We start from the raw sequence: 24790 nt of genomic DNA on the forward strand, positions 1-24790 counted from the left end.
CAGCGGCCCAGCCGCCGGCGGCGCCTTCCGCCTCGGTCGGCCGCGCCGGTCCAGCCGGGACCCGCGCCGAGCGGCGCCGGCGCTCCTACGCAGCCTGCAACCGCGCCTCTCACCAGCGCGGCCTCAGCGGTGGGCGCCGGCGCCGCTTCCTGATCCGCTGCCGCCTCGGTTACGAGCGCCCACGTCAGCCCCCGGCGGTGCAGGCGGCGCCTCCGGCGCCGACCCAGCAGCCTGCACAGGGAGCGCGGCCGTGAGGCGGCCCGCCCGCGCCCAGCCGTGAAGCTCGTCGTGTTCGACGTCGACGGCACCCTCGTCGACAGCCAGCACCTCATCGTCGCGGCGCAGGGGACGGCCTTCGCCGAGCACGGCATCCCGGCGCCGGGCCGCACCGAGGCGCTCTCCGTCGTCGGCCTCTCGTTGCCGCAGGCCTTTCGCCGCCTCGTGGGCGATGATGGGCCCATCATGGAACTGGCCGAGAGCTACAAGCGCGCCTTCCAGGCTTTGCGCCTCGATCCGACCTACGAGGAGCCGCTCTTTCCCGGCATGGCCGAGCTCATCGCGCGGCTCCATGCCCGCGCGGACGTGCAGCTCGGCATCGCCACCGGCAAGTCCCGCCGCGGCGTGGACCACCTCATCCGCGCCCACGGCTGGGACGGCTGGTTCGTCACCACGCAGACCGCCGACGATGCGCCCTCGAAGCCCGATCCGGCCATGCTGCAGATGGCGATGGCCGAGGCGGGGCTCGGACCCGAATCGACGGTGATGGTGGGCGATACCACCTACGACATGGCGATGGCGGTGAGTGCCGGTGCCGCAGCGGTCGGTGTGGGCTGGGGCTACCACGAGGCCGGCGCCCTCTACGCCGCAGGTGCGGTCACGGTGGTGGACGACGCTGCCGGCCTCGGTGCTCTTTTCGGCAAGTCCGATTGAGGTGCGAACATCGGCGAACAGACGATCGGCGGCCCTCGCGCCAGGGTGGACGATGGCCTATCTGGCCCTCATGAGCGACGACAGCATGAAGGACCGGACCGGTGACGGCTCGGAGGCGCCCCTCGACCCGCTGAAGGCGGTGCGCAACCAGACCAAGCCGGCCCTGCCGAAGCGGTTCTACAAGGAGGCCGGCTTCGCGGCGGGGGAGGGCGGCTATCGGCTGACTCTCGACGGCCGTCCGGCCAACACACCGGCCCGCAGTCCCCTCCAGGTGCCGAGCGCCGATCTCGCGGCGATCCTGGCGGCCGAGTGGGAAGCACAAGGCGCGGAGATCGATCCCGCGACGATGCCGGTCACCCGCCTCGTCAACACGACGCTCGATGGCGTCGCGCCGCGCCGGGAGGCCGTGGTCGAGGATCTCGCGGCCTATGCCGGCACCGACCTGCTCGCCTACCGGGCCGAGGGACCCGATCGCCTCGTCTCGGCCCAGGCCGCGGCCTGGGACCCCGTGCTCGACTGGGCGCGTGAGGCGCTCGGCGTCCGGCCGATCCTCAGCGAGGGCGTGATGCACGTGGCCCAGCCCGCGGAATCGGTGGCGGCCCTGCGCCGGGCGATCGAGGCCGTCGAGAGCCCGTTCGGGCTCGCCGCGCTCCACACCATGACGACGCTCACGGGCTCGCTGATCCTCGCGCTCGCCGTCCTGCGCGGGCGCCTCGATCCCGCCGAGGCTTGGGCGGCGGCGCATGTGGACGAGACCTACCAGGCCGAGGCCTGGGGCCACGACGCGGAAGCCGAGGAGCGCCTCGCCAAGCGCCGGGCCGAATTCGAGGCGGCGGCCACGGTGGCGGCCCTCGCCTGAGGATCTTGGCCTGAAGGCCCGTTTTCGCCGACGAAACCTTCGTGCTAAGGGGCCCGCATAGTTCGACCGTCAAGCTCGCCGTAGAGAGCGGCTGCCGGCCGGGACGCCAACGCCAATCCAGCCCCGAGGCCCACCCCATGAAGGACATTCTCGAGAAGCTCGAGCAGCGGCGCTCACAAGCGCGGCTCGGAGGCGGCGAGAAGCGGGTGGAAGCCCAGCACAAGCGCGGCAAGCTGACGGCGCGCGAGCGCATCGAACTCCTGCTCGACCACGGGTCGTTCGAAGAGTTCGACATGTTCGTGCAGCACCGCTCCACCGATTTCGGCATGGAGAACCAGAAGATCCCCGGCGACGGCGTGATCACCGGCTGGGGCACGGTGAACGGCCGCACGGTGTTCCTGTTCTCGAAGGACTTCACGGTCTTCGGCGGCTCGCTCTCCGAGACGCATGCCGCCAAGATCGTGAAGGTGCAGGACATGGCGCTGAAGATGCGCGCTCCGATCATCGGCATCTTCGATGCCGGCGGCGCGCGCATCCAAGAGGGCGTGGCCGCGCTCGGCGGCTACGGCGAGGTCTTCCGCCGCAACGTCATGGCGTCCGGCGTCATCCCGCAGATCTCGGTGATCATGGGCCCCTGCGCGGGCGGCGACGTCTACTCGCCGGCGATGACCGACTTCATCTTCATGGTGCGCGACACGAGCTACATGTTCGTGACCGGCCCGGACGTGGTGAAGACGGTGACGAACGAGGTCGTTACGGCCGAGGAGCTCGGCGGCGCCAAGATCCACACCACCAAGTCCTCGATCGCCGACGGTGCCTTCGAGAACGACGTCGAGGCGATCCTGCAGATCCGCCGCCTGCTCGACTTCCTGCCCGCCAACAACATCGACGGCGTGCCGCAGATCGAGAGCTTTGATGATCCGCTCCGCCTCGACACCGCCCTCGACACGCTGATCCCGGACAACCCGAACAAGCCCTACGACATGGGCGAACTGATCCGCCGCGTGGTCGATGAAGGCGACTTCTTCGAGATCCAGGGCGCCTATGCCCGCAACATCATCACGGGCTTCGGCCGCATCGAGGGCCGCACCGTCGGATTCGTGGCGAACCAGCCCCTTGTTCTGGCGGGCGTGCTCGATTCGGATGCCTCGCGGAAGGCGGCCCGCTTCGTGCGCTACTGCGACGCCTTCTCGATCCCGATCGTCACCTTCGTGGACGTGCCGGGCTTCCTGCCGGGTACGGCGCAGGAATACGGTGGCCTGATCAAGCACGGCGCCAAGCTGCTCTTCGCCTACAGTCAGGCGACGGTACCGCTGGTCACGGTGATCACCCGGAAGGCTTTCGGCGGCGCCTACGACGTGATGGCCTCGAAGCATGTCGGCGCCGACGTGAACTACGCCTGGCCCACCGCGCAGATCGCGGTGATGGGCGCCAAGGGCGCGGTCGAGATCATCTTCCGCGCGGAGATCGGTGACGAGGCCAAGATCGCCGAGCGCACCAAGGAGTACGAGGACCGCTTCCTCTCGCCCTTCGTCGCGGCCGAGCGCGGCTATATCGATGAGGTGATCATGCCCCACTCCACGCGCAAGCGCATCGCCCGGGCGCTCAGCATGCTGCGCACCAAGGAGATGGAGCAGCCCTGGAAGAAGCACGACAACATCCCGCTCTGAGCGGGCGCCATCTCCCTCCCCCGCGACGGGGGAGGGGGACGCAGCCTCACGCCACGCTGCGCTCGATCTGCTCCTCGTCGCAGATCACGCCGGCGGAGCCCTCGTACTCCGCCGTGATGTCCGCTGCCGCCGAGGCCGGAGCAGGCGTCGCGCGGTCCTTGGCGAAGGTCGAGAGGAACAGGCGCATCACGTGCCGCACGCCCGCGTCGTTGATGGTGCGCTGGTCCTCGTTGTAGTAGCGGCCCGCATTCACGTTGCTGGTGACGATGTCGTAGGCGGGGAAGTACACGGCCCGCGGATCACCCGATGCGCAGACCTCGCCCGCGGCCACGCGCAGCACCGACTTGGAGTAGCTGTTCGACTCCATGACGTGCCGGTCCATGTAGGTCGCGATCATCGGCACCGGCGAGACGGTGAAGATCACCCGGGCCTTCGAGTTCACGCTCCAGAGCCGCTCCAGGAAGCCCTTGAGGTCGCCGAGCACCTCCGCGGCGCCCGCGTTCACGCACTCGTAGAGGTCCGGATCGAAGGTGCCGCCGGCCACGCCCGGGGCGAGCGGCAGGGCTGCCCCGTCACCGCGCCAGCGCCAGCCCTCGGTCAGCCCCAGAGTCAGCACGAACACGTCAAGCGTCTCGAAGAGGTGGCGCACGGCGGCGAGGTGCGCGTCGCGGGCGGCCACCACCTCGGCCTCGCTGGCGAAGCCCGCGGGTTCGACGGTCGGCCGGAACGGATCGACGTAGCGTCCGTCCTCGCGCAGCCAGGCCTTCAGCTCGGGCTCGTAGCGGCCATAGGCCCTGTCGAAGAGCTGCACGAACTGGCGCGTGTAGTAGAGGTTGCCGTAGCGGGCTGAGAAGGTGCCGAACTGGCGCTCATGCGCCTCGGCGGCGCTCATGTTCCCCGGTGCCGATTCGGTCAGGTAGTAGTTGAAGCCGGCCTCGCGCAGGGCCTCGGCGACGCGCTGGGCGAAGCAGGAGCCGCCCGTTGCGACCCGGTCGCCGCGGCCGATGGCGAAGGTCTCCTTCGGATGCGGGTTGACGGCGAAGGGCGGCACGTTGGTCACGACCTTGCGCCAGAATCGCTCGGCCGGTAGACCCGTATACGGATTTGCACCCATTCCCGATCCTCAGAGTTCGACACGTCCGGACGGTCGCGATACCCCGACCCTCCGGCTTTCGCGAGACCCGGCGCGCACCTTGGCCCTGCACGACCTGCCCCGACGCGCCCGCAGCGCGTTCACCTTGTCGGCACCTTCCTGGGCAACACCGTGGCGGGCGCGGGCCGCCGAGGCGCCCCGCACGGGCCCGAGCGTGGCCGTGCTCGGCAATTGCCAGGCCCGCGGCGTGGCGCAGGCCTTGCGCCTCCTCGCGCCGGACGCGCGCGTCACCTACTTCTCGATGGGCACGCTGAAGCGCGACCACGGCGACATCGAGGGGCTTGTCCGCACCGTCGCGGGATTCGACCACGTCTTCTCACAAGCCTTCCCCGGCGGCCTGCTGCCGGGCGGCGACATCGGCACCCTGCACGCGCGCGAGGGCCGGCTGAAGCAGTTCCCGACGATCGTGTTCTCGGCCTTCCACCCGGACATGGTCTATGCCGGGCGCACGCAGAGCCTCGCCGACCAGAAGCTCGCTCCGTCGCCGCTCGGCCAGTACCATTCGGCCATCGCGCTCTGCGCCTACCGCCTCGGCCTCGACGTGGCGCAGACGGCGAGCCTGTTCCGCGAGGACGTGTTCCAGCGTCTCGGCTATCTCGACCACTGGGATCCGGCGGTGCGGGAACTCATCGCGAACGCGGCCTCGATGAATTTCGGCCTGGAGCGTGAGGTTGCCCGCTGGAGCCGCCGCGGCGCCTTCATGCACGTGGTCAACCACCCGAAGGCCTTCGTGATCGGCGATATCGCCCGACGTCTTCTGGTGGAGAGCGGCTTCAACCCGGAGCCTGTCGAGATGGAGGATTATCTCGGCGACGAACTGGTCCGCGACGTGGTTTGGCCGGTCTACCCGGCGATCGCCGACCTGTTCGGGCTCACTGGTTCGTACCTGTTCAAGACCAAACCCCAGGGCGAGGCCTTCCCGCAGCTGTACGATCTGCGCGGCTTCCTGGCGAAGAGCTTCGCGATCTACGACACGCTGAAGCCGGAGGCGCTGGCTTGTCCGCGCGTCGACACCTGGGTCGAGGCGCCCTGGATCACCGAGGTTTTCCTGGCAGCGAAGACGCGGTGACGCGCGGTCTCAGCTCGCCGCCCGCAGGTCCGTATCGGAGATGCCCTCGATCATCATGCGCACCAGCGCGTTGACCTCGCGGATCTGGAAGGGCTTGCGCAGGTAGAGGCTGCCCGGCACGGCCCGCGAATTCCGGCCGGTGCCCGACGAGGTGTAGACCACCGGACGATCCGGATGCAGGGCGCGGAAGGCCTCGGCCACGGTCCAGCCGTCGATGAGTCCCGGCAGATGGATGTCGGTGAACAGCCAGTCGATCTCCTGGCCTCGGCCGCGCAGGACGGTCAGGGCCGCCTCGCCGCTCGACGCCTCGATGACCCGGACGCCTTGCGAGGCGCAGAGCTGCGCGACAATGTCGAGCAGGATGTAGCTGTCTTCGACCACGAGGACGTTCTGTACGGGACGCATGGGCCGATCCGGTGTGCCGTTCGGACTAGATCGCCGCCAAGATGGTTGAGGCCCCGTTAACTCGCTCTTACGCAACCGATCGCGCTATGCGGATCCGGTTCGCCGAATTCCTGTTGCACTGCCGCAACGCGCGGGCACCACATGATCGTCCCGCAACAGGCTGCCGCTGCCGCGCCGTATTCCGCGCGCGAGAACAGGCAGCCGGATCTCCGGCACGGACGCCTTGGAGGAGGTGCGCGGGCGCACGGCACTGCGTGCGGGAGCCTGCTCGAAAGCGCCTGTCAAGGTTGACGGAACCTTCGCTTAACTCGGCCATCCTATGACGGCCGTAGAGTGAAGCGGCATCGGAACGGCCGCCCCCCCGCATCCGGCGGATGGCCCGCGATCCGCCTCAAGGAGCTTGAGAACCATGAGCCATCCCCCGCGTCTGCGCGCCGTCTCGGTTGGCCTCGCGCTCTGCGCAGCCCTGAGCCTTGCCGCCTGCTCGAAGGATTCGGATCTCGCGGACGCCTCCGGCCTCGCGGGCGGTGTCGGCGGCGCCGGCACGCCGGGCAGCGCCCAGGACTTCGTCGTCAACATCGGTGATCGCGTCTTCTTCGAGTCGGACTCGACCGATCTGACTCCGACCGCGACCGCCACCCTCGACAAGCAGGCCGCCTGGCTGCAGCGCTACCCGCGCTACACCTTCCTCATCGAGGGCCATGCCGACGAGCGCGGCACCCGCGAGTACAATTTCTCTCTCGGCGCTCGCCGTGCCCAGGCCGTGAACGACTATCTCGCGTCCCGCGGCATCGCCTCCGGCCGCATGCGCACGGTCTCCTACGGCAAGGAGCGTCCGGTGGCGGTCTGCAACGACATCTCCTGCTGGTCGCAGAACCGCCGTGCCGTCACCGTGCTCGACCGGGGGGCCGGGTCCTGACACGCGACATCTGACCTGCGTCGGCGCCGCATTTTTGCCGCGGCGCCGCGCATCTGCTACCCGGGGCCGCCGCGGCGCAGGAGCGCCGCCGACCCCGGGGGCATTCTCCGCCGAAGCGGCTTCCGACCGGCGCGAGAGAGTGCCCCGTCCGCTTCGACGTGCCGACAGCCATGCTCCGCGCAACCCTGCTCTCGACTTGCCTCGTCCTCACGGCCTGCTTGCCCGCCGGCGCCCAGGACGCGGCGGAATTCGTGGTGCGCCTCAATCGCCTGGAGAACCAGTCGCGGATGATGGCTGGCCAGATCGAGACGCTCCAGTACGAGAACCGTCAGCTCAAGGAGCAGCTGCGCAAGTTCCAGGAGGACGTCGAGTACCGCCTGCAGGAGGGCAAGGGCGGTGGCGCCAAGCCGGCGCCCACCAGTCCCGGCAAGGTCGATGGCGCCAATCCCGGTTCGGGCAGCCCGGCGGCCAAACCTCATAAGCGCGGCGACGCCTTCGATCCGGAGCAGAGCCCCGGCCAACCCGGAGCGCCGCAGCAGTTCGGCTCCACGACGCCCTCCATGCCGCTCGCCGCGGCGCCGTCCGCCCAGCCGCGGCCGCTGCCGCGCGGGGCGATCGAGCCGTCCGACGACGCGGAGGCCGGCACGCCCGGCTACGACGAGCCTGTCGATCTGCGGCCGCCATCCCGCGTCGGAACCACCGGCGCCCTGCCGGACCGGCCGAGCGGCAGTGTCGCCGCCACGGCCACGGGCGACGCCGTCTCGGACTTCGAGACGGCGATGGGCCATATCCAGGCCCGCCGCTACGAGCAGGCCGAGATGGATCTGCGCCAGTTCATCCAGTCCCATCCGCGCGACGGGCGCGTGCCCGCCGCCACCTTCTGGCTGGGCGAGAGCTACCTGCAGCGCAACCGCAACCGCGAGGCAGCAGAGCAGTTCCTGAAGGTCTCGACCGACTATGCCCGCTCGGCCCAGGCCCCCGAGGCCATGCTGAAGCTCGGCGTCTCGCTCAACGCGCTGGGCGCCCGCGAGCAGGCCTGCGCGACTCTGGCCGAGCTCGAGCGTAAGTTCCCGAGTGCCGGCTCGAACGTCCGTCAGGGCGTGGCGCGGGAGCAGAAGCGCGCCCGCTGCGCCGCTTGAGCGGCGACTCCCTCGACGAACGCCTGAACGCCGCGCTTGCCCCCTATCTGCGAGCCGGTTGCCTGCTCGCCGTGTCGGGCGGCCCCGATTCGACCGCGTTGATGCTGGCCGCCGCCGCGTCGCGTGGCCCGGCATCGCTGACCGTCGCCACCGTCGATCACGGCCTGCGCCCGGAGGCGCGGACGGAGGCCGAGGCGGTGGCGCGGCAGGCGAACGTCCTCGGCCTCTCCCACCGGATCCTCGTCTGGACAGGCCCCTATCCGCGCGCCGGGCTCCAGGCGGCGGCGCGTGCCGCGCGCTACCGTCTTCTGGCCGCCCATGCCGCGCAGACGGGCGCGGCCTTTCTCCTGACCGGGCATACCCTGGATGATCAGGCCGAGACGGTGCTGATGCGGCTTGCCCGCGGCAGCGGCCCGGCGGGGCTCGCCGGGATGCGACGCGAACGCAGCCTGACCCCCGGCCTCGTCCTCGCCCGGCCGCTCCTCGCCTTCGCCAAGGCCGACCTGGTCGCGTGGTGCGAGGCGAAGGCCATCGCTTACCAGCGCGATCCGTCGAACGCCGACGAGCGCTTCGCCCGCACCCGGCTCCGCCAGTTGCGCCCGCTCCTCGAACGGGAGGGGCTCACGGCCGCGCGTCTCGCCCGGTTCGCCGAGCGTGCGGCCCGGGACGACGACGCTCTGCGTGTGATTGCGGAGGATGCTCTCGCGCGTCTCGCATCGAAAGAATCGCGTTGCCTCGACGGCCGAGCCCTGGCCCATCTCCCCGAGGCGATTGCCCTGCGGGTGCTCGACCTCGCGCTCGCGCGGGCCGGCGCCGCGGAGGGGCGGCTGGAGCGGCTGGAGCGGCTCCTCGGCGAGATCCGGCCAGCGCTTGCCGCCGGGATGCCCCTGAGACGCACCTTCCGCGGCTTTCTGGTCGCCGTCGGAGGCGACGGCACGATCCGCCTCGCTCCGGCGCCCCCGCGCCGCGCCGCAGGGCCGACCGAGTTACTTGGCAAGGGATAGGCCACTGCCTACATTGGGCGGGCGTGCAGGATCGACCGGCGGAGCCGGCCGAGGGGGGCGGCACGCCTCAAGGATCGGTAGATGAACCCGAATTTTCGCAATTTTGCCTTGTGGGTCGTCATCTTCCTGCTCGTGCTCGCCCTCGTGACCCTGTTCCAGAATCCGGGTCATCGCGGCGGCGGCAGCGAGATCGCCTACAGCCAGCTTCTGAATGATGCCGATGCCGGCAAGATCCAGTCGGTGGTGATCTCCGGGCAGGACGTCAGCGGCACCTATGTGGGCGGCGGCAACTTCACCAGCTACGCGCCGAACGACCCGAGCCTGGTCTCCAAGCTCCAGGGCAAGGGCGTCCAGATCACCGCGCGTCCGCCGTCCGACAACACGCCGTGGTTCATCCAGCTTCTTGTGAGCTGGCTCCCGATTCTCGTCTTCATCGGTGCCTGGATTTTCCTGTCGCGACAGATGCAGTCCGGCGCGGGCCGTGCCATGGGCTTCGGCAAGTCGAAGGCCAAGCTCCTGAACGAGGCTCATGGCCGCGTCAGCTTCGAGGACGTCGCCGGCGTCGAGGAGGCCAAGGAGGACCTGCAGGAGATCGTCGAGTTCCTGCGCGACCCGCAGAAGTTCCAGCGACTCGGCGGCCGCATCCCGCGCGGCGTACTCCTCGTCGGCCCGCCCGGCACCGGCAAGACCCTGATCGCCCGCGCCGTCGCGGGTGAGGCGAACGTGCCGTTCTTCACGATCTCCGGTTCGGACTTCGTCGAGATGTTCGTCGGCGTCGGCGCAAGCCGCGTCCGCGACATGTTCGAGCAGGCCAAGAAGAACGCGCCCTGCATCATCTTCATCGATGAGATCGACGCCGTCGGCCGTCACCGTGGCGCCGGCCTCGGCGGTGGCAATGACGAGCGCGAGCAGACCCTCAACCAGCTCCTCGTGGAGATGGACGGCTTCGAGGCGAACGAAGGCGTCATCATCATCGCCGCCACCAACCGGCCCGACGTGCTCGACCCGGCGCTTCTGCGTCCCGGCCGCTTCGACCGCCAGATCATGGTGCCGAACCCGGACGTGACCGGCCGCGAGCGCATCCTGCGCGTCCATGTGCGCAAGGTGCCGCTCGCTCCCGATGTCGACCTGAAGACCATCGCCCGCGGCACGCCCGGCTTCTCGGGCGCGGACCTGATGAACCTCGTCAACGAATCGGCTCTGCTGGCGGCCCGTCGCGGCAAGCGCATCGTCACGATGCACGAGTTCGAGGACGCCAAGGACAAGGTCATGATGGGCGCCGAGCGGCGCACCCTGGTGATGACCGAGGACGAGAAGCGGCTCACCGCCTACCACGAAGGCGGCCACGCCATCGTCGCCCTCAACGTGCCGGCGACCGATCCCGTCCACAAGGCGACGATCATCCCGCGCGGCCGGGCGCTCGGCATGGTCATGCAGCTGCCGGAGCGTGACAAGCTCTCGATGAGCTACGAGCAGATGACCTCGCGGCTCGCCATCATGATGGGCGGCCGTATCGCCGAGGAGATGATCTTCGGCCCCGAGAAGGTCACCTCGGGCGCGCAGTCGGACATCGAGCAGGCGACGCGGCTCGCCAAGATGATGGTCACCCGCTGGGGCTTCTCGCCGGAGCTCGGCACCGTGGCCTACGGCGACAACAACGACGAGGTCTTCCTCGGCATGTCGATGGGCCGGCAGCAATCGGTCTCGGAGGCGACCGCCCAGAAGATCGACGCCGAGGTCCGCCGCCTCGTCGAGGCCGGCCTGGAAGAGGCGCGCCGCATCCTCGGCCTGCACAAGGACGACCTGGAGGCGCTGGCGCAGGGGCTCCTCGAATACGAGACCCTGACCGGCGAGGAGATCCGCAACCTCATCAAGGGTCAGCCCCCGGTCCGCGACGGCGGCGACGTGCCGCCGACCCCGGCCCGCGGCTCCTCCGTCCCGACCGCCGGCCGCGGCCGGCCGAAGGAGAATGACGGCGGACTGGAGCCGCAGCCGCAGGCCTGAGCCGTACGACAGACAGCGACGCGACGGCGGGGCATGCCCCGCCGTTTCGCGTTTTTGCGCTCCGTCAGAAGCACGCGCCCCTGACAGGTTAAGCCTATCTGAAGCCGGTACCATCGATTCGCCACGCTTCGATACCAGCCCGGCAGACAGCTACGGTATAAGGGCCTCGAGAGAACCGGGATCGACGGCAGTGAGAAAGTACTTCGGCACCGACGGCATCCGCGGCCGGGCGAACGGCGTCATCACGCCGGAGCTGGCGCTCAAGGTCGGCCAGGCGGCGGGCCTCGTTTTTCAGCGCGGCGAGCATCGCCACCGCGTCGTCATCGGCAAAGATACCCGGCTCTCGGGCTACATGATCGAGACGGCTCTGGTCGCCGGCTTCACCTCGGTCGGCATGGACGTGCTGCTGCTCGGTCCGGTGCCGACGCCGGCGGTGGCCATGCTGACGCGCTCCATGCGCGCCGATCTCGGCGTGATGATCTCCGCCTCGCACAATCCCTACGAGGATAACGGCATCAAGCTGTTCGGTCCCGACGGGTTCAAGCTCAACGACACGATCGAGCGCGAGATCGAGGCATTGATCGATGGCGAGCTGCACAAGCGGCTCTCCGGCTCGCAGGATCTCGGCCGGGCCAAGCGCATCGAGAGCGTGCATGCCCGCTACGTGGAGTTCGCCAAGCGCACGCTCGGCCGTTCGGTCACCCTCGACGGGCTGCGCGTGGTGGTCGATTGCGCCAACGGCGCCGCCTACCGCGTCGCTCCGGAGACGCTGTGGGAGCTCGGCGCCGAGGTCATCGCCATCGGCACGGAGCCTGACGGCTTCAACATCAACCGCGATGTCGGCTCGACGGCGCCGGCCGCCCTGGTCGCCAAGGTGCGCGAGCGCCGCGCCGATATCGGCATCGCCCTCGACGGCGATGCCGACCGCGTGCTGATCGTGGACGAGAAGGGCCATGTGGTCGACGGCGACCAGCTCATGGCGGTGGTCGCCCGGTCTTGGAAGGAGGACGAGCGCCTCGCCCAGCCCGGCATCGTCGCCACCATCATGTCGAATCTCGGCCTGGAGCGCTTCCTCGGCGGGATCGGCCTCGGACTCGCCCGTACCGCGGTCGGCGACCGCTACGTGCTCGAACATATGCGCGAGCACGGCTACAATCTCGGCGGCGAGCAGTCCGGTCACATCATCATGTCGGACTACACCACCACGGGCGACGGGTTGGTGGCGGCGCTCCAGCTTCTCAGCGTGGTGCAGCGGCAGAACCGGCCGGTGAGCGAGGTCTGCCACTGCTTCGAGCCGCTGCCCCAGATCCTCAAGAACGTCCGCTACCGCTCCGGCGAGCCGCTGCGCCACGACAGTGTGGTGACGGCCATCGAGCAGGCCCGCGAGCGGCTCGGCCAGTCCGGCCGCCTCGTGATCCGGCCCTCCGGCACCGAGCCGGTCATCCGCGTGATGGCCGAGGGTGACGATCGCGGACTCGTCACCGAGGTGGTGGACGAGGTCGTCGACGCGGTGACGCGCGCCGCGGCCTGACGACCGCTCAGGCGCCGATGAACAGGCCGGCGATGGCCGCGCTCGTGAGGTTCGAGAGCGTGCCGGCCAGGATCGCGCGCAGGCCGTAGCGGGCGACCTCCGCCCGCCGCTCCGGCACGAGGCTCGAAAAGCTCGCGAGCTGGATCGCGATCGAGGCGAAGTTCGCGAAGCCGCAGAGTGCGAAGCAGACGATGGCCGTGCTGCGCGGGTCGAGGCTGCCGGCTTTCAGGGTCGGTGACAGGTTGGCGTAGGCCAGGAACTCGTTGAAGGCGATCTTCTGGCCGATCGCGCCGCCAACCAGGGCCGCCTGCTCCCAGGGTACGCCGAGGAGCCACGCGATCGGGCTCAGCGCCGGCCCGAGAAGGCCCTCGATCGAGACCTGCGGGAAGCCAAGAAGGGCTCCGAGGCCGCCGAGAAGGCCGTTGGCGAGGGCGATCAGGCCGACGAAGGCGATCAGCATCGCACCCACCGCGACGGCCACCGCGAGGCCCTTCTGCGTGCCGTCGGCCGCGGCCTCGATGAGGTTCGCCGCCCGGGTCTCGCCGAAGGTCACGCGCGTCGTCAGAATGCGCGTCGGCTCCGTCGAGGGCATCAGGATCTTCGCGTAGAGGAGCCCGCCGGGGATGGCCATCACCGAGGCTGCGAGGAGGTAGGTCATCGGCACGCCGAGGGCCGCGTAGCCGGCCAGGATCGAGCCCGCGGTGGAGGCCGCCCCACTCGTCATCACGGCAAAGAGCTCGGACCCGGTCAGCAGCGGCAGGAACGGGCGCAGGGCCACCGCGATCTCGCTCTGCCCGATGGCGATGGTGATCACCGCCGAGAAGGATTCAATCGGCGATGTGCCGAGCAGCCGGCGCAGGGCGGCGCCGAGGGCCCGCGCGAAGGCCTGCATGACGCCGAGATGGTAGAGCACGCCGATCAGGGCCGAAACGTAGAGGATCTGCGGCAGCACCCGGAGGGCCAGGATGAAACCCGAGCCGCCGAACAGCTCGAACATCTTCGGCTCGACGAGGCCGCCGAACAGGAAGGCGGTGCCGCGGTCGCCGTAGGCGAGGACCGTCTGCACCGCATCGGCGGCCACCCTCAGGCCTTCGCGTCCCGGATCCCAGAACAGCACGAGGGCACCGAGTCCCACCTGCAGCGCGAGCGCCGAGAGCACCACACGTGGGCGGATCGCCCGCCGGTTCGTGGAGAACAGCACCGCAACCGCCAGGAGGAGCGTGATGCTGAGGAGAGCGTGGATCAGACGGTCGATCATGGTCTCGCGCGGGCGTGTCGGGGTTCGAGGTCCGATGGAAGCTTCGGGCCAGTCCGCGTCGGGGGCGCCGTGCGAGGCTCTGACTGCGACTCCGGGGGCACACCGGTCGGCACCGGGATGGGGTAATGGCCTCGGAGCGCTCGCCGCCGGTTCGGCGGAGAGGCGCGCAGGGTATCGATCGGCTCTCGAGTATTTTTGCGAAACCGGTTCCCGGTTCCGCGAGAGACAAGGCGGGAGACGCGATCGGACAGAGCACCGTCCGTGATCCCGAGATCGTCGACGATGCTCTAGACAATTGTGCCCGGCGTCGCTGTCGCGCCGGCGCCGCAGGTGGCTCGGGAACGGCGCTGGGGGTTGGCCTTGGCTCAGAACTTTCGGTTTCGCGGGTCCGTGGCGCTTGTCACCGGCGCGGCCAGCGGCATCGGCGCCGCGCTCGTCATCGCGCTCACGGCGCGCGGCTGCGCCGTCGCGATGGTCGATCGGGACGCGGCCGGCCTCGACGCGGTGGAGGGGATCGTCGAGCCACACGGCGTCGCGGTCTCGAAGCATGTGGCCGACCTTACGGATGCCGAGGCGATCCGTGCGCTCCCACGGGCGGTCGAGGCGGAATTTGGCCGGCTCAACCTGCTGGTCAACAATGCCGGCGTGGCGCTGGGCGGCCGCTTCGCCGACGTCCATCCCGACGACGTGGACTGGCTTCTCGACATCAATCTGCGCGCCGTGATGCGGGTCACGCACGCCTTCCTGCCGATGCTGGCGCGGGAGCCCCTGGCCCAGATCGTCAATATGTCGAGCCTGTTCGGGCTGATCGCGCCGCCGGGACAGGCAGCCTATGCCGCGAGCAAGTTCGCAGTTCGCGGCTTCTCGGAAGCCCTGCGCCACGAATATGCTGGAACCGGCCTCGGCGTGACGGTGGTCCATCCGGGCGGCGTCGACACGCCGATCGCGCGCAGTGCGCGCGGCCCGCGGCCCGAGGGTGACGCCGCCACGGTGGAGGCGACGCGCCTCGCCTTCGAGAAAGCGCGGGCCGATTTCCAGTCCTTCCTGAAGCTCTCGCCGGATTTCACGGCGCGCAAGGTCCTCGACGCCGTGGAGCAGCGGGAAGCGCGGGTGGTGATCGGCAAGGATGCGCGCTACGCCTCGCTGATCCAGCGCTTGCTGCCGGTCGATTACTGGCGGCTGATCCAGCGCCTTTCGCGAGCGGCGAACTGAACATGGCAAGCCTGCGCGCTTATATCGGAGCCTGGATGGTCAGACGGAACGTCCGTGCGCGGCTCGGCGCGATGGACGACATCGCGCAGGTGCGGCGGATCTTCGACGGCGCCACCTTCCCGGATCCACCAGCCGCCACCTACGAGTCCGGAAGCCTCGGCGGCGTGGCGGGCGAGTGGGTGCGGCCCCGGTCCGGGGACAGCCTCCGCCTGTTCTACATCCATGGCGGAGGCTTCGTCGCCTGCTCGCCGAAGACCCATCGTCCGGTGACGGGCGGCTTGGCCGCGCGCGGCTTCACCGTGTTCGCGCCGGATTACCGGCTTGCTCCCGAGAACCCGTTTCCCGCCGGCCGCGACGACGCTCTGGCGGCGTGGTGCGCCTTCGCGGAGGGCGGTCCGGCCTGCATCGCGGGCGATTCAGCTGGCGGCAACCTCGCGCTCGCCGTGATGCTCGCCGCCCGCGACCGAGGCCTGCCGATGCCGCGCGCCGCCGCCTTGTTCTCGCCGGTCACGGACCTCGCCGCCACCACCGGATCGCGGGTCTCGAACGCGCTGCGGGACGCGATGTTCAACCCCCAATCGCTCGCCAATCTCGGGCCGATGTACCTCGCCGGGCACGACCCGCGCGATCCGGAGGCCTCGCCGATCTATGCGGACCCGACAGGTCTGCCGCCGCTGCTGTTTCATGTCGGCGAGCGCGAGATCCTGCGCGACGATTCCGTCCGGATGGCGGAGAAGGCGCGGGCCCACGGCGTCGACGCCACCGCCGAGGTCTTTCCGGTGGTCAACCACGTCTGGCAATTCGCCGATCACCGCCTGCCGGAGGCGCGCCGCTCCCTCGACACCGCCGCCGCCTTCATGAGGCGGCACGCCGGCGCGGGCCGGGCATGAACGGCGAGCCGACCCTGCCGCGGGAGGTGCTCGGCCTCCTCGTCGTCGGGGCGGGTTTCTCGGGAATCGCCATGGCGATCCGCGCCCGCGCGGCCGGGGTCGGCCCGCTCCTCGTGATCGAGAAGGCCGAGGCGGTCGGCGGCACCTGGCGCGAGAACACTTATCCGGGCGCGGCCTGCGACGTCCCCTCTCATCTCTACTCGCTCTCCTTCGCTCCCAAGGCCGACTGGACGCGCGCCTACGCCCGCCAGCCGGAGATCGCGGCCTATATGCGCGATGTGGTCGCGCAGGAGAGGCTCGGTCCGCTCCTGCGTCTCTCGACGGCCTTCCGCGGCGCCACCTGGGATGAGGCCGCAGGGTTGTGGCGGGTCGAGACCAGCCGCGGACCGCTCGAGGCCCGCGCCATTGCCTCGGGAATGGGCATCTTGCACCATCCGGCCGTCCCGCCGATCCCGGGCCGCGAGAGCTTCGCCGGCGCGCAGTTCCACTCGGCGACCTGGGACCATGGCTGCGATCTGCAGGCCAAGCGCATCGGTGTCATCGGCACGGGCGCGAGCGCGATCCAGTTCGTTCCGCAGATCGCGCCGCTGGCCGGGCAACTCACCCTGTTCCAGCGCAGCCCGCCCTGGATCGTGCCGCGCGGCGACCGGCCGGTCGCGGCTTGGCGGCAGGCGCTCTTCCGGCGCCTGCCTCTCACCCGCCGCCTGGAGCGGGCACGCCTGTTCTGGCGGAACGAGGTGCGGGCGCTTGCCGGCTTCACCCGCGTCTCGACCCTGACCGGCCTGGCGGAGAAGCTCGCCCGCCATCACCTGTTCCGGTCGGTGCCGGACCGGGCCCTGCGCGCCAAGCTGCGGCCGACCTACCGTCTCGGCTGCAAGCGCGTATTGATCTCCGACGATTACTACCCGGCGCTCCAGCGGGCGAACGTCACGGTGGAGACTGGCTCGATCCGCGCGATCACGCCGTCCGGCGTGGCGATGGAAGACGGGACGGAGCACGTTCTCGACGTGCTGATTTTCGCGACCGGCTTCGACGTGGCGGCGAGCCTGCCGCGCGCCTCCATCGTCGGGCGCGACGGCCTCAGCCTGGCGGCGGCCTGGGCGGACGGAGCGGGCGCGCATCAGGGCATCAGCGTCGCTGGCTTCCCGAACTTCTTCCTGCTGCTCGGACCGAACACCGCACTGGGGCACAACTCGATGCTGCTCATGCTCGAGGCTCAGGTGCAGCATGTGCTCGACTGCCTCGCGGCCCTGACTAAGGTGGGCGCGCGGGCCATCGAGGTCCGTCCCGAGGCGCAGGCGCGGTTCCTCGACAGGCTGCAGGCGCGGCTCGATAGCAGCATCTGGCAGCGGGGCGGCTGCATGAGCTGGTATCGCGACGCGAACGGGCGCAACAGCGTGAACTGGCCGGATTCGGTGCTCGCCTATCTGCGCAGCGCCCGCCGCGCGCGGCCGAAAGATTACAGCCTGCGCTGAGTGGGGCCGGTCACGCCGGCGCCTGCGCGGCCGCGTGCTCGGCGATGGCGCCGGCCGTGGTGATCCAGATGCCGTCCCGGTGCCGGGCGATGTGGGCGAGCGCCTGCCGGAGGGGACGCAGGCGCTGCGGCTGGCCAACGATGTAGGGGTGAAGGGCGATGCCCATCACCAGAGGCGCGGATTTCGACTGCTCCAGCATCTCGTCGAAGGCGTCGACGATCGCCTCCGCGAATTGGCGCCCGGTATCCTTGCGAGCGACGATGGCCGGGATGTCGTTGAGCTCCTGCGGGTAGGGCACGGCCAGGATGCGTCCGCCGTTGCGGGTGGCGAACCAGATCGGCTGGTCGTCATGGCACCAGTCGAGGAGATAGCGGTAGCCCGCCTCGGCCAGGAGATCGGGCGTGACACGGGATTGCGAGATCCAGGGCCCGAGCCAGCCGGCCGGCGCTTTGCCCTCCTCGCGGGTCAGGATCCCGGTCGCCTCGGCGATCAAGGCTCGTTCCTCTGCCTCGTCGAGGATGCCCTGGCGCTCGGAATTGGTGCGCCCATGTCCGACGATCTCGTCGCCGCGGGCGCGGAACGCCTCGATCAGGCCCGGACAGTCCCGGTAGATCCGGCTGTTGACCAGAATGCTCGCCGGCATCTGCAAGGCATCGAGCATGTCGCGGATGCGCCAGGCGCCGACCCGGTTGCCCCAATCGCGCCAGGCGTAGTTCAGCACGTCCGGCTGCGGGCCACCCGGCGCCAGCTCCGCGCCGAGCCCCGAACCGAAATCGAAGGTCTCGAGGTTCAGCGCGACGTAGACCGCGAGGCGCTTGGCGCCCGGCCAATCATAGATCGGGCGTCCGGGCAGGGGGCTGAAGGGGTAGCGTCCGTGGTCGGTCATCGGGTCTCGAACTCCGTCAGGCCGCAACGGGATAGGCCGCTTCGAGCCTCTTGTCCCGGCAGGATCCGCGGCCGTCCCGGCGGATGCGCGGCTCATGCCGGATCAATCGGTCAGGATCACTCGGTTCGGCAACTCGTCCGGATCGGCCGGACCTGCCGGCAGCGCGGTCATCAGGCGCTCGCCGATTCGGCCAACGGCTTGGATGAGCCCTGCCTCCGCCTCGCCGCGCCCGAGCGCGCCAGCGAGATCGGACAGGATCGACTCCCACGATTCCGGAGCGATCCGGTCGAGGATCCCGCGATCGGCGACGATCTCCGCGTGGTGCTCGGCAAGGGCGATGTAGAGCAGCAGCCCTGTCCGGCCGCGCGTCCGGTCGAGGCCGCGGGCTCGGAAGGCACGAAGGGCGGCGGCCCGAACCCGGGTCCGCCGCGCGCCGCGCGGCACCAGGGCGAGGCGGGCACCCTCATGAAGCCCGGCCACCAGGATCAGGGTGGCGAGCCCGGCCTGGGCAAGGGCGATCGCCGCGGCGCTCCAATGCGTGAGCAGGATGAGCGGCCATGGCAGGAGCAGAGCAGCGACGAGGGTAGCCACCAGTATGGCGGAACGATAGAGCCCCGAGCGGGCGCAAAGCATTACGACGATCTCGCCCGCCGTGCCGGCCTCGGCTCGTGCCACGGCGGCGGCGATGCGCTCCAGCGCCTCCGGCGTGAGCTCGGTTCGCGGATCACCAGTCACCGGACGCACCTCCGCCCCCCGACGATCCGCCCCCGCCGGAGAAGCCTCCACCGTACCCGCCCGACGAGCCGCCGGAATAGCCGCCGCTCCAGCCTCCGGATCCCGGCCCCGGCAGGACGATGATGCCGCCGCGTCCGCCGCCCGCACGGTTCATCCGCCACATCACGAACAGGATCACGAGGAACAGCACGACGAACAGGGTGACCTGGGCGGGATCGACCTCGTCGCCACGGACCTGCGGCTTGCGCTGCCATCCCTGCGCATCCCCGGAGAGGATGGCGAGGATGCCGTCGATCCCGGCTCCGATTCCGCCAGCGAAGTCGCCCTGCTTGAAACGTGGCGTGATCGCGCTCGCGATGATCACCTTGGACAGAGCGTCGGTGAGCGCGCCCTCCAGCCCGTAGCCGACCTCGATCCGTACCTTGCGCTCGGCCGGCGCGACGAGGAGCAGCACGCCGTTATTGGTTTTGGCTTGGCCGAGTTTCCAATCCCGGAACAGCCGATTGCCGAAATCCTCGATCGTGGTGCCCTGCAGGCTCGGCACCGTCGCGACCACGACCTGATCGGAGGTCTTGTCCTCGTGCGCCTTCAGCTTGGCCTCGATCCCGGCGCGCTGGTCCGGGGTGAGGAGGTTGGCCGCGTCGACCACGCGTCCGGTCAGCGCCGGAAACTGAAGGTCCGCCGCGAGCGCCGTGGCCACCAGCCAGAGAAGGGCCGCCGCGCAGGCGAAGGCGCGGCGTCCGATCATGCTGGACGGCGCTGCCGGCACGGCAGCCCGCGATCCAGGGCGTGATGCGCTTTCCTGCACCGAACCGGCACCCAAGTCGGCTGAGGAGCGCTCTAGAACTTCACGTTCGGCGGCCGGTCGGCATCACGGGTCGCCGCGAAGGTCTCCATCGGCTTTGACTCCGGATAGAACCAGCTCGCGATCCAGCGACCGGGGATGGTGCGGATCTCCGTGTTGTAGGCCTGGACCGCGCCGATATAGTCCCGCCGCGCCACGGCGATGCGGTTCTCGGTGCCCTCGAGCTGCGATTGCAGGGCGAGGAAGTTCTGGTTCGACTTGAGGTCGGGATAGCGCTCCACCGTCACCAGCAGGCGACCCAAGGCGCCGCTCAGCTGGTTCTGCGCGTCCTGATATTCCTTGAACTTCTGCGGATCGCTCACCGTGCCGGCATCGACCTTCACGCTCGATGCCTTGGCCCGTGCCTCCGTGACGCCGATCAGCACGTCCTTCTCCTGCTGGGCGTAACCCTTCACGGTCTCGACGAGGTTGGGAATCAGGTCCGCCCGACGCTGGTACTGGTTCTGCACTTCGCTCCAGGCGGATTTCGCCTGCTCCTCCAGAGTTGGCACGCGGTTGATTGCGCCGCAGCCGGAGAGGCAGGTCGCCAGCACCAGCGCGACGAGCGCCGAGGCGAACCGCGCGAGCGGGGAGGTGTCTCCGCCCGAACGCCGCGACCAAGTCCCTGCCTGCATGGTTGTGAGCCCCCGATGACACGCGGCAGCCCGCCGCACCCTGGTCTAGATAGGAGCCGGAATGGCCGCGTTCAGCCCCGCTGACGTCTCTGGTGGCCGATCTTTTGCCGGATCGCCCACTGAAGACGGGCCATACACCGTCCCGCATATGCAAAAGCCCACCCGCTGCCGGATGGGCTTTGCTCAAGGATCAGAGGCTGCGCGCCGCCGATCGTCTTCGGCAGCGACGCGGAGAGGCGCCGTTCAGCGGAATCCCGCCACGCGCCGGTCACGCTTGCGCTCGGCCGCGGGCTGGTAGGCGATCTCGGCGTGATGCGTGCAATAGGGCAGGCCGGTGATGCTGCGCGCCCCGCAGAACCGGAATTCCGGCGTCGTCGGATCGCCGAGCGGCCAGCGGCACATGGATTCACGCAGGTCCATGATCGTGACGCGCTGGGATACCGCGAGGGATACAGCTTCGGCGGGAGCCGCCTGCGCGGGCGTCGGCATCGGAAATTCCGGCGCCGGGCGGTGTGTGACGATCGCCACGGGCTCAGGCGCTTCGGCCTCCACCACGGCGATTGCGGTTTCGATCTCCAGAGCCGGCTGGGCGCGGACCGGCGCCTGACCGTCCTCGCCCGTCTTCGCCCGGCCAGCGAGGCCGAGGCGATGCACCTTGCCGATCACGGCATTGCGGGTGACCCCGCCGAGCTGCGCGGCAATCTTGCTCGCGCTCTGGCCGTCCTCCCACAAGCGCCGAAGAAGCGCGACACGCTCGTCCGTCCAGCTCAGACCTGCTTCCATCGTCCCCCTCCCAACCCTGCGCGCCTGCGGGCCGCCCGATTGGTCGGCACGGGGTCGGCGCGCGATCAGGGCGTCCGTACCGGCCGGCTGCCCGCACGAACGCTGTCAGCCGGATCGAGCCCGGCCCCGCCACGCAATCGGTCTGGCCGCCGCGGAGGAGCAACCGCCGGGCGACGCAGTGGAACCTACAGGAGGGCTCGCGGCGCTTGCAAGGGTCGGGGAACCGGCCGAGTCGGGCCACAAGAGGGCTGTCCACCGGCAATGCCGGCCGGGGTGGCGGCTACCCGATCTGACGAAAAAGCCGTGCCCGACCGCATCGCGGTCGGGCACGGCTCCTCATTCCGTCATCGCGCCGCGCCACTCACGCCGCGGCGGGAAAAGGCGTCAGAAACGGCCGCCGACGCCCATGCCGCCGCTCGGCGTCAGGGCGGGGGCCATGCCGCTGGATCCGCTGGGACCGCTCTCGGCGCCCTCGATCTCCTCGCGGCGGATCCGGCGCTCGGCGGTCGCCTGGGCACGGCTCTCGCCGCGGACGTTCTTCGGCAGGTCGAGGGAGCGGGTCGGAGCCGTGGCGGCCGGGGCCGCGTCGGGGTCGACATCGGCGCGCGCGGTCCGCGTGGGAACGCTGCCCCGCAGGGAAGGCGGGGGGCCGACATCGCCAGCCGGCATCACGCCGCCGCCGCCGCCGAGGATCTTGCCGAGGCCGCCGCCGACCGATTGGCAGCCACCGAGTGCCGCGAGGCAAACGGCGAGCAGCAGCGCGCGCCGCGGTCGCGCGCCGAGCGCGAGGCGCGCCGGGGTCAGGGGCGACAGGGGCATGGGTCGATCCTCGCGCTCTCGCGGCCGCTTTCGCGCGGCCCGCGTCGTTCCAGTGCCTCTCTACGCCTGAGATTGCGCGAAAACCAAGGCACACCCTGTGGCCAGCCTGCCGCGGCCCGGAACTTGCCGCGTCACGCAGCGCCTGGATCCACAACTTCGCCTTGGTCGGCCGTCAAGGACCCATTGCCCCCTGGCGGAACCTGCTCCCGAAGGCGCGGTTGTGACGCCAGCCGTGACGCCCCAACGACAAGGACACCCCGTGTTCAGACTCGACCGGATCCTCGCGACTGCGACGATCGCCCTGTGGACCGCGTCCGCTTCGGCCGAACCGCCACAGACCGGGGAGGGGAGCTCGCAGCCGGGCACCACACAGACCGCGCCGTCCGCGACGCCCGCCGTTCCACCCAATGTCCCGGCGCCGGTGCCGCCGGCCGGGCAGGCCCAACCCGCTCCGCAGGGGGCGCCTGCCCAACCGGCTGTGCCGCCCGTGGCCCAGCCCGTGCCACAGCAGGGAACGCCGGCCACCGTCCTCGACACCCAGGATTACGAAAGCCTGCTCGGCAAGGGCGTACGCAGCGCAAACGGCGATGAACTCGGCCGTGTCATCGACGTGATCATCGACAAGGACGGGCGCCCTCGCGCGGCGATCATCGATTTCGGCGGGTTCCTCGGCGTCGGCACCCGCAAGATCGCGGTGGATTGGCGGGCGCTGCGCTTCACCACCGACGGAAAGCCCGGCCGCCTCTCGCTGCAGCTCAGCCGCAATCAGGTCCGCGTCTCTCCGGAATACAAGGCCGGCGAGCCGATCGTCGTGCTGGGCCCGGCGAGCCCATCGGTCGAGGGCGAGCAGCCGGCAGCCGCGCCGCAGGCCCAAGCTCAACCTCAAGCTCAGCCGCCCGCCCCGGCACAGCCATCGGTCCCGGTCCAGCCCTCGGCACCGGGCGCCGCCCAGCCGGCACCTCAGCCTGTCCCAACGCCCTCCGTCGAGAAGCCGCCGGAGAAGGCCCCGGATAAATGACGGTGGTTCGCCCGAAAGACCGGCGTGCCATCCCGCACCGGGAGCGCGAAGTGCCTCGCCATGAACTCCGCGCGCGCCCGGGCCGCCTGAAGGACGCCGCCCCCGAGGCACCGCGCGAGGCGGCGCCGGCGATGCCCGAGCCGGTCGCGGGCATCGGCGCCGAGGTCTCGCGCGGCAGCCGCCGGGGCCTCGACGCCTTCGCCTTCTTCGTCGCCAACCTGCAGACGGGCTTCGGGCCCTTCCTTGCCGTCTATTTCTCGCAGGCCAAGTGGACGCAATCCGACATCGGATTCGCGCTCACCGTCGGCAGTCTGGTCAGCCTTCTCGGGCAGGTGCCGGGCGGGGCGTTCGTGGATGCCGTGCGCTCGAAGCGCTTCGCGGCGGGCGTCGCGGTAATCGGGATCTCGGCGAGCGCCCTCGCCCTGGCCCTCTGGCCGAGCTTCCTCATCGTGCTGCTCGCCATGGCGGTGCACTCCGCGGCGAGTTGCGTGCTGACGCCCGCCATCGCCGCGATCAGCATCGGCCTTGTCGGCCATGCGCGTGCGGGAGAGCGGCTCGGCCGAAACGCGAGCTTTCAGGCGCTCGGCAACGCGCTCGCGGCCGCCGGCATGGGCGCCTGCGGCTACTATCTGACGAACGATGCCGTGTTCTACCTTACCGCAGTCCTGGTGGTGCCGACGCTGATCGCGCTCTCCCGCATCCGCGCCGAGGAGATCGATGCGAATGTTCGCATGCAGGAGGCAACTCCGGCACCCGCTGAGGCTGGCGCCCTCCGTGCGCTCTTGCGCAACCGCGGGCTGCTCATCTTCGCCGGCTGCATGACCCTCTTCTTCCTCGCCAACGCGGCGATGCTGCCCCTGGTCGGCAGCGCCCTGACTCTGCGAGCGAGCGAGATCGCCACCGTTCTGGTCGCGGCCTGCATCATGGTTCCCCAGGCGGTGCTTGCCGTCTGCGCACCCGCTGTCGGGCGCGCGGCCGAGCGATTCGGGCGCTGGCCGGTCCTGCTGGTCGGCTTCGCCGCCCTGCCGCTGCGTGGCCTGCTCCTCGCCTACACCACCAACCCCTATCTCCTGGTCGCCATCCAGGTCCTCGATGGGGTCTCCGCCTCGGTGCTCGGGGTGATGGTGCCGCTCATCGTCTCCGACCTGACCCGCGGCACCGGGCGGTTCAACCTGGCCCTCGGTGCAGTCGGCACCGCCATGGGCATCGGCGCCGCGCTTTCCACCTCGCTCGCCGGCATCATGGCGGATCGGCTCGGCAGCCACCCCGCCTTCCTGGGCCTCGCGTTGGTCGGCCTCGCCGCCACGCTGCTGGTCGCCTTCGCGATGCCGGAGACGCGCCGGGATCCCGACCCGCGCTGAGGCGGCATCGAAATCGCTTGCCGGTCAAGCGACGTTCAGATTGGACGGATTAGGATTAGCGCGCGTGACCGGATCGGCGCGGGACACTGCAACATATGGCGACGCTCTCGCGTTGCCGCCCTGGAGCGCTCTCTGCCGAGACGGATGCCGGATCGGCGACCGGGAGCGCGACACGGCGACGGTTCAGATCC

Annotated in this window: 23 protein-coding genes and 1 pseudogene; 15 read left to right on the forward strand and 9 right to left on the reverse strand. The window is 70.2% G+C overall.

All coding sequences use genetic code 11. From position 1 onward, the window contains the following. From MET9862_RS29795 to MET9862_RS03095, 4 genes and pseudogenes are all read left to right on the forward strand, one after another. A pseudogene (locus MET9862_RS29795) lies at nucleotides 1-254 on the forward strand (hypothetical protein); the annotation flags it as partial. Nucleotides 255-276: 22 nt separating this feature from the next. After that, a complete protein-coding gene (locus MET9862_RS03085; RefSeq protein WP_142581648.1) occupies nucleotides 277-930 on the forward strand; it encodes an HAD-IA family hydrolase in 654 nt (217 codons plus the stop codon). Nucleotides 931-1000: 70 nt separating this feature from the next. Continuing rightward, complete coding sequence (locus MET9862_RS03090; protein ID WP_142581745.1) at nucleotides 1001-1789, forward strand: ATP12 family chaperone protein; 789 nt, start codon at nucleotides 1001-1003, stop codon at nucleotides 1787-1789. A gap of 137 nt (nucleotides 1790-1926) precedes the next feature. Further along, nucleotides 1927-3459, forward strand: a complete 1533-nt coding sequence (locus tag MET9862_RS03095) for an acyl-CoA carboxylase subunit beta (RefSeq protein ID WP_142581649.1) — start codon at nucleotides 1927-1929, stop codon at nucleotides 3457-3459. 46 nt (nucleotides 3460-3505) lie between these two features. On the opposite strand, the gene MET9862_RS03100 is transcribed toward MET9862_RS03095, so the two are convergent. After that, a complete protein-coding gene (locus MET9862_RS03100; protein WP_142581650.1) occupies nucleotides 3506-4573 on the reverse strand; it encodes a GSCFA domain-containing protein in 1068 nt (355 codons plus the stop codon). 79 nt (nucleotides 4574-4652) lie between these two features. Between MET9862_RS03100 and MET9862_RS03105 the strand changes: the two genes are divergently transcribed. Further along, on the forward strand, nucleotides 4653-5681 hold the full coding sequence (locus tag MET9862_RS03105) for a WcbI family polysaccharide biosynthesis putative acetyltransferase (protein ID WP_142581651.1): 1029 nt from the start codon (nucleotides 4653-4655) through the stop codon (nucleotides 5679-5681). A 9-nt stretch (nucleotides 5682-5690) separates the two neighbouring features. Here MET9862_RS03105 and MET9862_RS03110 read toward each other — a convergent pair whose 3' ends face one another. Then, the gene (locus MET9862_RS03110; RefSeq protein ID WP_142581652.1) at nucleotides 5691-6086 is read right to left on the reverse strand and encodes a response regulator; all 396 of its coding nucleotides are present in this window, start codon (nucleotides 6084-6086) and stop codon (nucleotides 5691-5693) included. Between the two features lie 409 nt (nucleotides 6087-6495). On the opposite strand from MET9862_RS03110, the gene pal reads away from it, so the two are divergent. From pal to glmM, 5 genes are all read left to right on the forward strand, one after another. Beyond that, on the forward strand, nucleotides 6496-7005 hold the full coding sequence (gene pal / locus MET9862_RS03115) for a peptidoglycan-associated lipoprotein Pal (RefSeq protein ID WP_142581653.1): 510 nt from the start codon (nucleotides 6496-6498) through the stop codon (nucleotides 7003-7005). Between the two features lie 170 nt (nucleotides 7006-7175). After that, a complete protein-coding gene (gene ybgF, locus MET9862_RS03120) occupies nucleotides 7176-8144 on the forward strand; it encodes a tol-pal system protein YbgF (RefSeq protein WP_142581654.1) in 969 nt (322 codons plus the stop codon). After that, nucleotides 8141-9148 (forward strand): tRNA lysidine(34) synthetase TilS, encoded by a 1008-nt coding sequence (gene tilS / locus MET9862_RS03125; protein ID WP_142581655.1) that lies wholly within the window; start codon nucleotides 8141-8143, stop codon nucleotides 9146-9148. Before ybgF ends, tilS begins: the two co-directional genes overlap by 4 nt. Before the next feature lie 81 nt (nucleotides 9149-9229). After that, entirely contained in the window at nucleotides 9230-11152 is a 1923-nt protein-coding gene (gene ftsH, locus MET9862_RS03130; RefSeq protein ID WP_142581656.1) for an ATP-dependent zinc metalloprotease FtsH, read from the forward strand. 190 nt (nucleotides 11153-11342) lie between these two features. Further along, a complete protein-coding gene (gene glmM / locus MET9862_RS03135; RefSeq protein WP_142581657.1) occupies nucleotides 11343-12683 on the forward strand; it encodes a phosphoglucosamine mutase in 1341 nt (446 codons plus the stop codon). Nucleotides 12684-12690: 7 nt separating this feature from the next. On the opposite strand, the gene MET9862_RS03140 is transcribed toward glmM, so the two are convergent. Further along, complete coding sequence (locus tag MET9862_RS03140) at nucleotides 12691-13941, reverse strand: NupC/NupG family nucleoside CNT transporter (protein ID WP_142581658.1); 1251 nt, start codon at nucleotides 13939-13941, stop codon at nucleotides 12691-12693. A 360-nt stretch (nucleotides 13942-14301) separates the two neighbouring features. Between MET9862_RS03140 and MET9862_RS03145 the strand changes: the two genes are divergently transcribed. Genes MET9862_RS03145 through MET9862_RS03155 form a run of 3 tightly spaced genes read left to right on the forward strand, consistent with a single transcriptional unit; the run spans nucleotide 14302 to nucleotide 17518 of the window. Continuing rightward, a complete protein-coding gene (locus tag MET9862_RS03145; protein WP_142581659.1) occupies nucleotides 14302-15153 on the forward strand; it encodes an SDR family NAD(P)-dependent oxidoreductase in 852 nt (283 codons plus the stop codon). A gap of 2 nt (nucleotides 15154-15155) precedes the next feature. Next, a complete protein-coding gene (locus tag MET9862_RS03150) occupies nucleotides 15156-16043 on the forward strand; it encodes an alpha/beta hydrolase (RefSeq protein ID WP_142581660.1) in 888 nt (295 codons plus the stop codon). Next, nucleotides 16040-17518, forward strand: coding sequence for a flavin-containing monooxygenase (locus MET9862_RS03155; protein WP_142581661.1), 1479 nt, complete (start codon nucleotides 16040-16042; stop codon nucleotides 17516-17518). The genes MET9862_RS03150 and MET9862_RS03155 overlap by 4 nt, the downstream gene beginning before the upstream one ends. A gap of 10 nt (nucleotides 17519-17528) precedes the next feature. On the opposite strand, the gene MET9862_RS03160 is transcribed toward MET9862_RS03155, so the two are convergent. From MET9862_RS03160 to MET9862_RS03185, 6 genes are all read right to left on the reverse strand, one after another. Further along, on the reverse strand, nucleotides 17529-18404 hold the full coding sequence (locus tag MET9862_RS03160; RefSeq protein ID WP_142581662.1) for a polysaccharide deacetylase family protein: 876 nt from the start codon (nucleotides 18402-18404) through the stop codon (nucleotides 17529-17531). Nucleotides 18405-18506: 102 nt separating this feature from the next. Beyond that, nucleotides 18507-19139, reverse strand: a complete 633-nt coding sequence (locus MET9862_RS03165; RefSeq protein ID WP_142581663.1) for a TPM domain-containing protein — start codon at nucleotides 19137-19139, stop codon at nucleotides 18507-18509. Then, nucleotides 19129-19887: a TPM domain-containing protein gene (locus MET9862_RS03170; RefSeq protein WP_142581664.1), complete on the reverse strand. Its 759-nt coding sequence runs from the start codon at nucleotides 19885-19887 to the stop codon at nucleotides 19129-19131. The genes MET9862_RS03165 and MET9862_RS03170 overlap by 11 nt, the downstream gene beginning before the upstream one ends. 92 nt (nucleotides 19888-19979) lie before the next feature. Then, nucleotides 19980-20618, reverse strand: coding sequence for a LemA family protein (locus MET9862_RS03175; protein ID WP_244612536.1), 639 nt, complete (start codon nucleotides 20616-20618; stop codon nucleotides 19980-19982). Between the two features lie 243 nt (nucleotides 20619-20861). Next, nucleotides 20862-21401, reverse strand: coding sequence for a GcrA family cell cycle regulator (locus MET9862_RS03180; RefSeq protein WP_142581665.1), 540 nt, complete (start codon nucleotides 21399-21401; stop codon nucleotides 20862-20864). A 384-nt stretch (nucleotides 21402-21785) separates the two neighbouring features. After that, nucleotides 21786-22220 (reverse strand): hypothetical protein, encoded by a 435-nt coding sequence (locus tag MET9862_RS03185; protein WP_244612537.1) that lies wholly within the window; start codon nucleotides 22218-22220, stop codon nucleotides 21786-21788. A gap of 259 nt (nucleotides 22221-22479) precedes the next feature. Between MET9862_RS03185 and MET9862_RS03190 the strand changes: the two genes are divergently transcribed. Next, nucleotides 22480-23238 carry a PRC-barrel domain-containing protein gene (locus MET9862_RS03190; protein WP_244612538.1) on the forward strand — a complete coding sequence of 253 codons (759 nt, stop codon included), beginning with the start codon at nucleotides 22480-22482 and terminating at the stop codon, nucleotides 23236-23238. Beyond that, nucleotides 23235-24599, forward strand: coding sequence for an MFS transporter (locus MET9862_RS03195; RefSeq protein ID WP_142581666.1), 1365 nt, complete (start codon nucleotides 23235-23237; stop codon nucleotides 24597-24599). Before MET9862_RS03190 ends, MET9862_RS03195 begins: the two co-directional genes overlap by 4 nt. The last annotated feature ends 191 nt before the right edge of the window (nucleotides 24600-24790 follow it).

The sequence above is a fragment of the Methylobacterium symbioticum genome (assembly GCF_902141845.1).
GTDB lineage: Bacteria > Pseudomonadota > Alphaproteobacteria > Rhizobiales > Beijerinckiaceae > Methylobacterium > Methylobacterium symbioticum.

Coding starts and splice junctions, on each gene's coding strand:
- MET9862_RS03090 (WP_142581745.1), top strand. CDS start 1,001: ATGAGCGACGACAGCATGAAGGACCGGACCGGTGACGGCTCGGAGGCG.
- MET9862_RS03095 (WP_142581649.1), top strand. CDS start 1,927: ATGAAGGACATTCTCGAGAAGCTCGAGCAGCGGCGCTCACAAGCGCGG.
- MET9862_RS03100 (WP_142581650.1), bottom strand. CDS start 4,573: ATGGGTGCAAATCCGTATACGGGTCTACCGGCCGAGCGATTCTGGCGC.
- MET9862_RS03110 (WP_142581652.1), bottom strand. CDS start 6,086: ATGCGTCCCGTACAGAACGTCCTCGTGGTCGAAGACAGCTACATCCTG.
- pal (WP_142581653.1), top strand. CDS start 6,496: ATGAGCCATCCCCCGCGTCTGCGCGCCGTCTCGGTTGGCCTCGCGCTC.
- ybgF (WP_142581654.1), top strand. CDS start 7,176: ATGCTCCGCGCAACCCTGCTCTCGACTTGCCTCGTCCTCACGGCCTGC.
- ftsH (WP_142581656.1), top strand. CDS start 9,230: ATGAACCCGAATTTTCGCAATTTTGCCTTGTGGGTCGTCATCTTCCTG.
- MET9862_RS03140 (WP_142581658.1), bottom strand. CDS start 13,941: ATGATCGACCGTCTGATCCACGCTCTCCTCAGCATCACGCTCCTCCTG.
- MET9862_RS03150 (WP_142581660.1), top strand. CDS start 15,156: ATGGCAAGCCTGCGCGCTTATATCGGAGCCTGGATGGTCAGACGGAAC.
- MET9862_RS03155 (WP_142581661.1), top strand. CDS start 16,040: ATGAACGGCGAGCCGACCCTGCCGCGGGAGGTGCTCGGCCTCCTCGTC.
- MET9862_RS03160 (WP_142581662.1), bottom strand. CDS start 18,404: ATGACCGACCACGGACGCTACCCCTTCAGCCCCCTGCCCGGACGCCCG.
- MET9862_RS03170 (WP_142581664.1), bottom strand. CDS start 19,887: ATGATCGGACGCCGCGCCTTCGCCTGCGCGGCGGCCCTTCTCTGGCTG.
- MET9862_RS03175 (WP_244612536.1), bottom strand. CDS start 20,618: ATGCAGGCAGGGACTTGGTCGCGGCGTTCGGGCGGAGACACCTCCCCG.
- MET9862_RS03180 (WP_142581665.1), bottom strand. CDS start 21,401: ATGGAAGCAGGTCTGAGCTGGACGGACGAGCGTGTCGCGCTTCTTCGG.
- MET9862_RS03185 (WP_244612537.1), bottom strand. CDS start 22,220: ATGCCCCTGTCGCCCCTGACCCCGGCGCGCCTCGCGCTCGGCGCGCGA.
- MET9862_RS03195 (WP_142581666.1), top strand. CDS start 23,235: ATGACGGTGGTTCGCCCGAAAGACCGGCGTGCCATCCCGCACCGGGAG.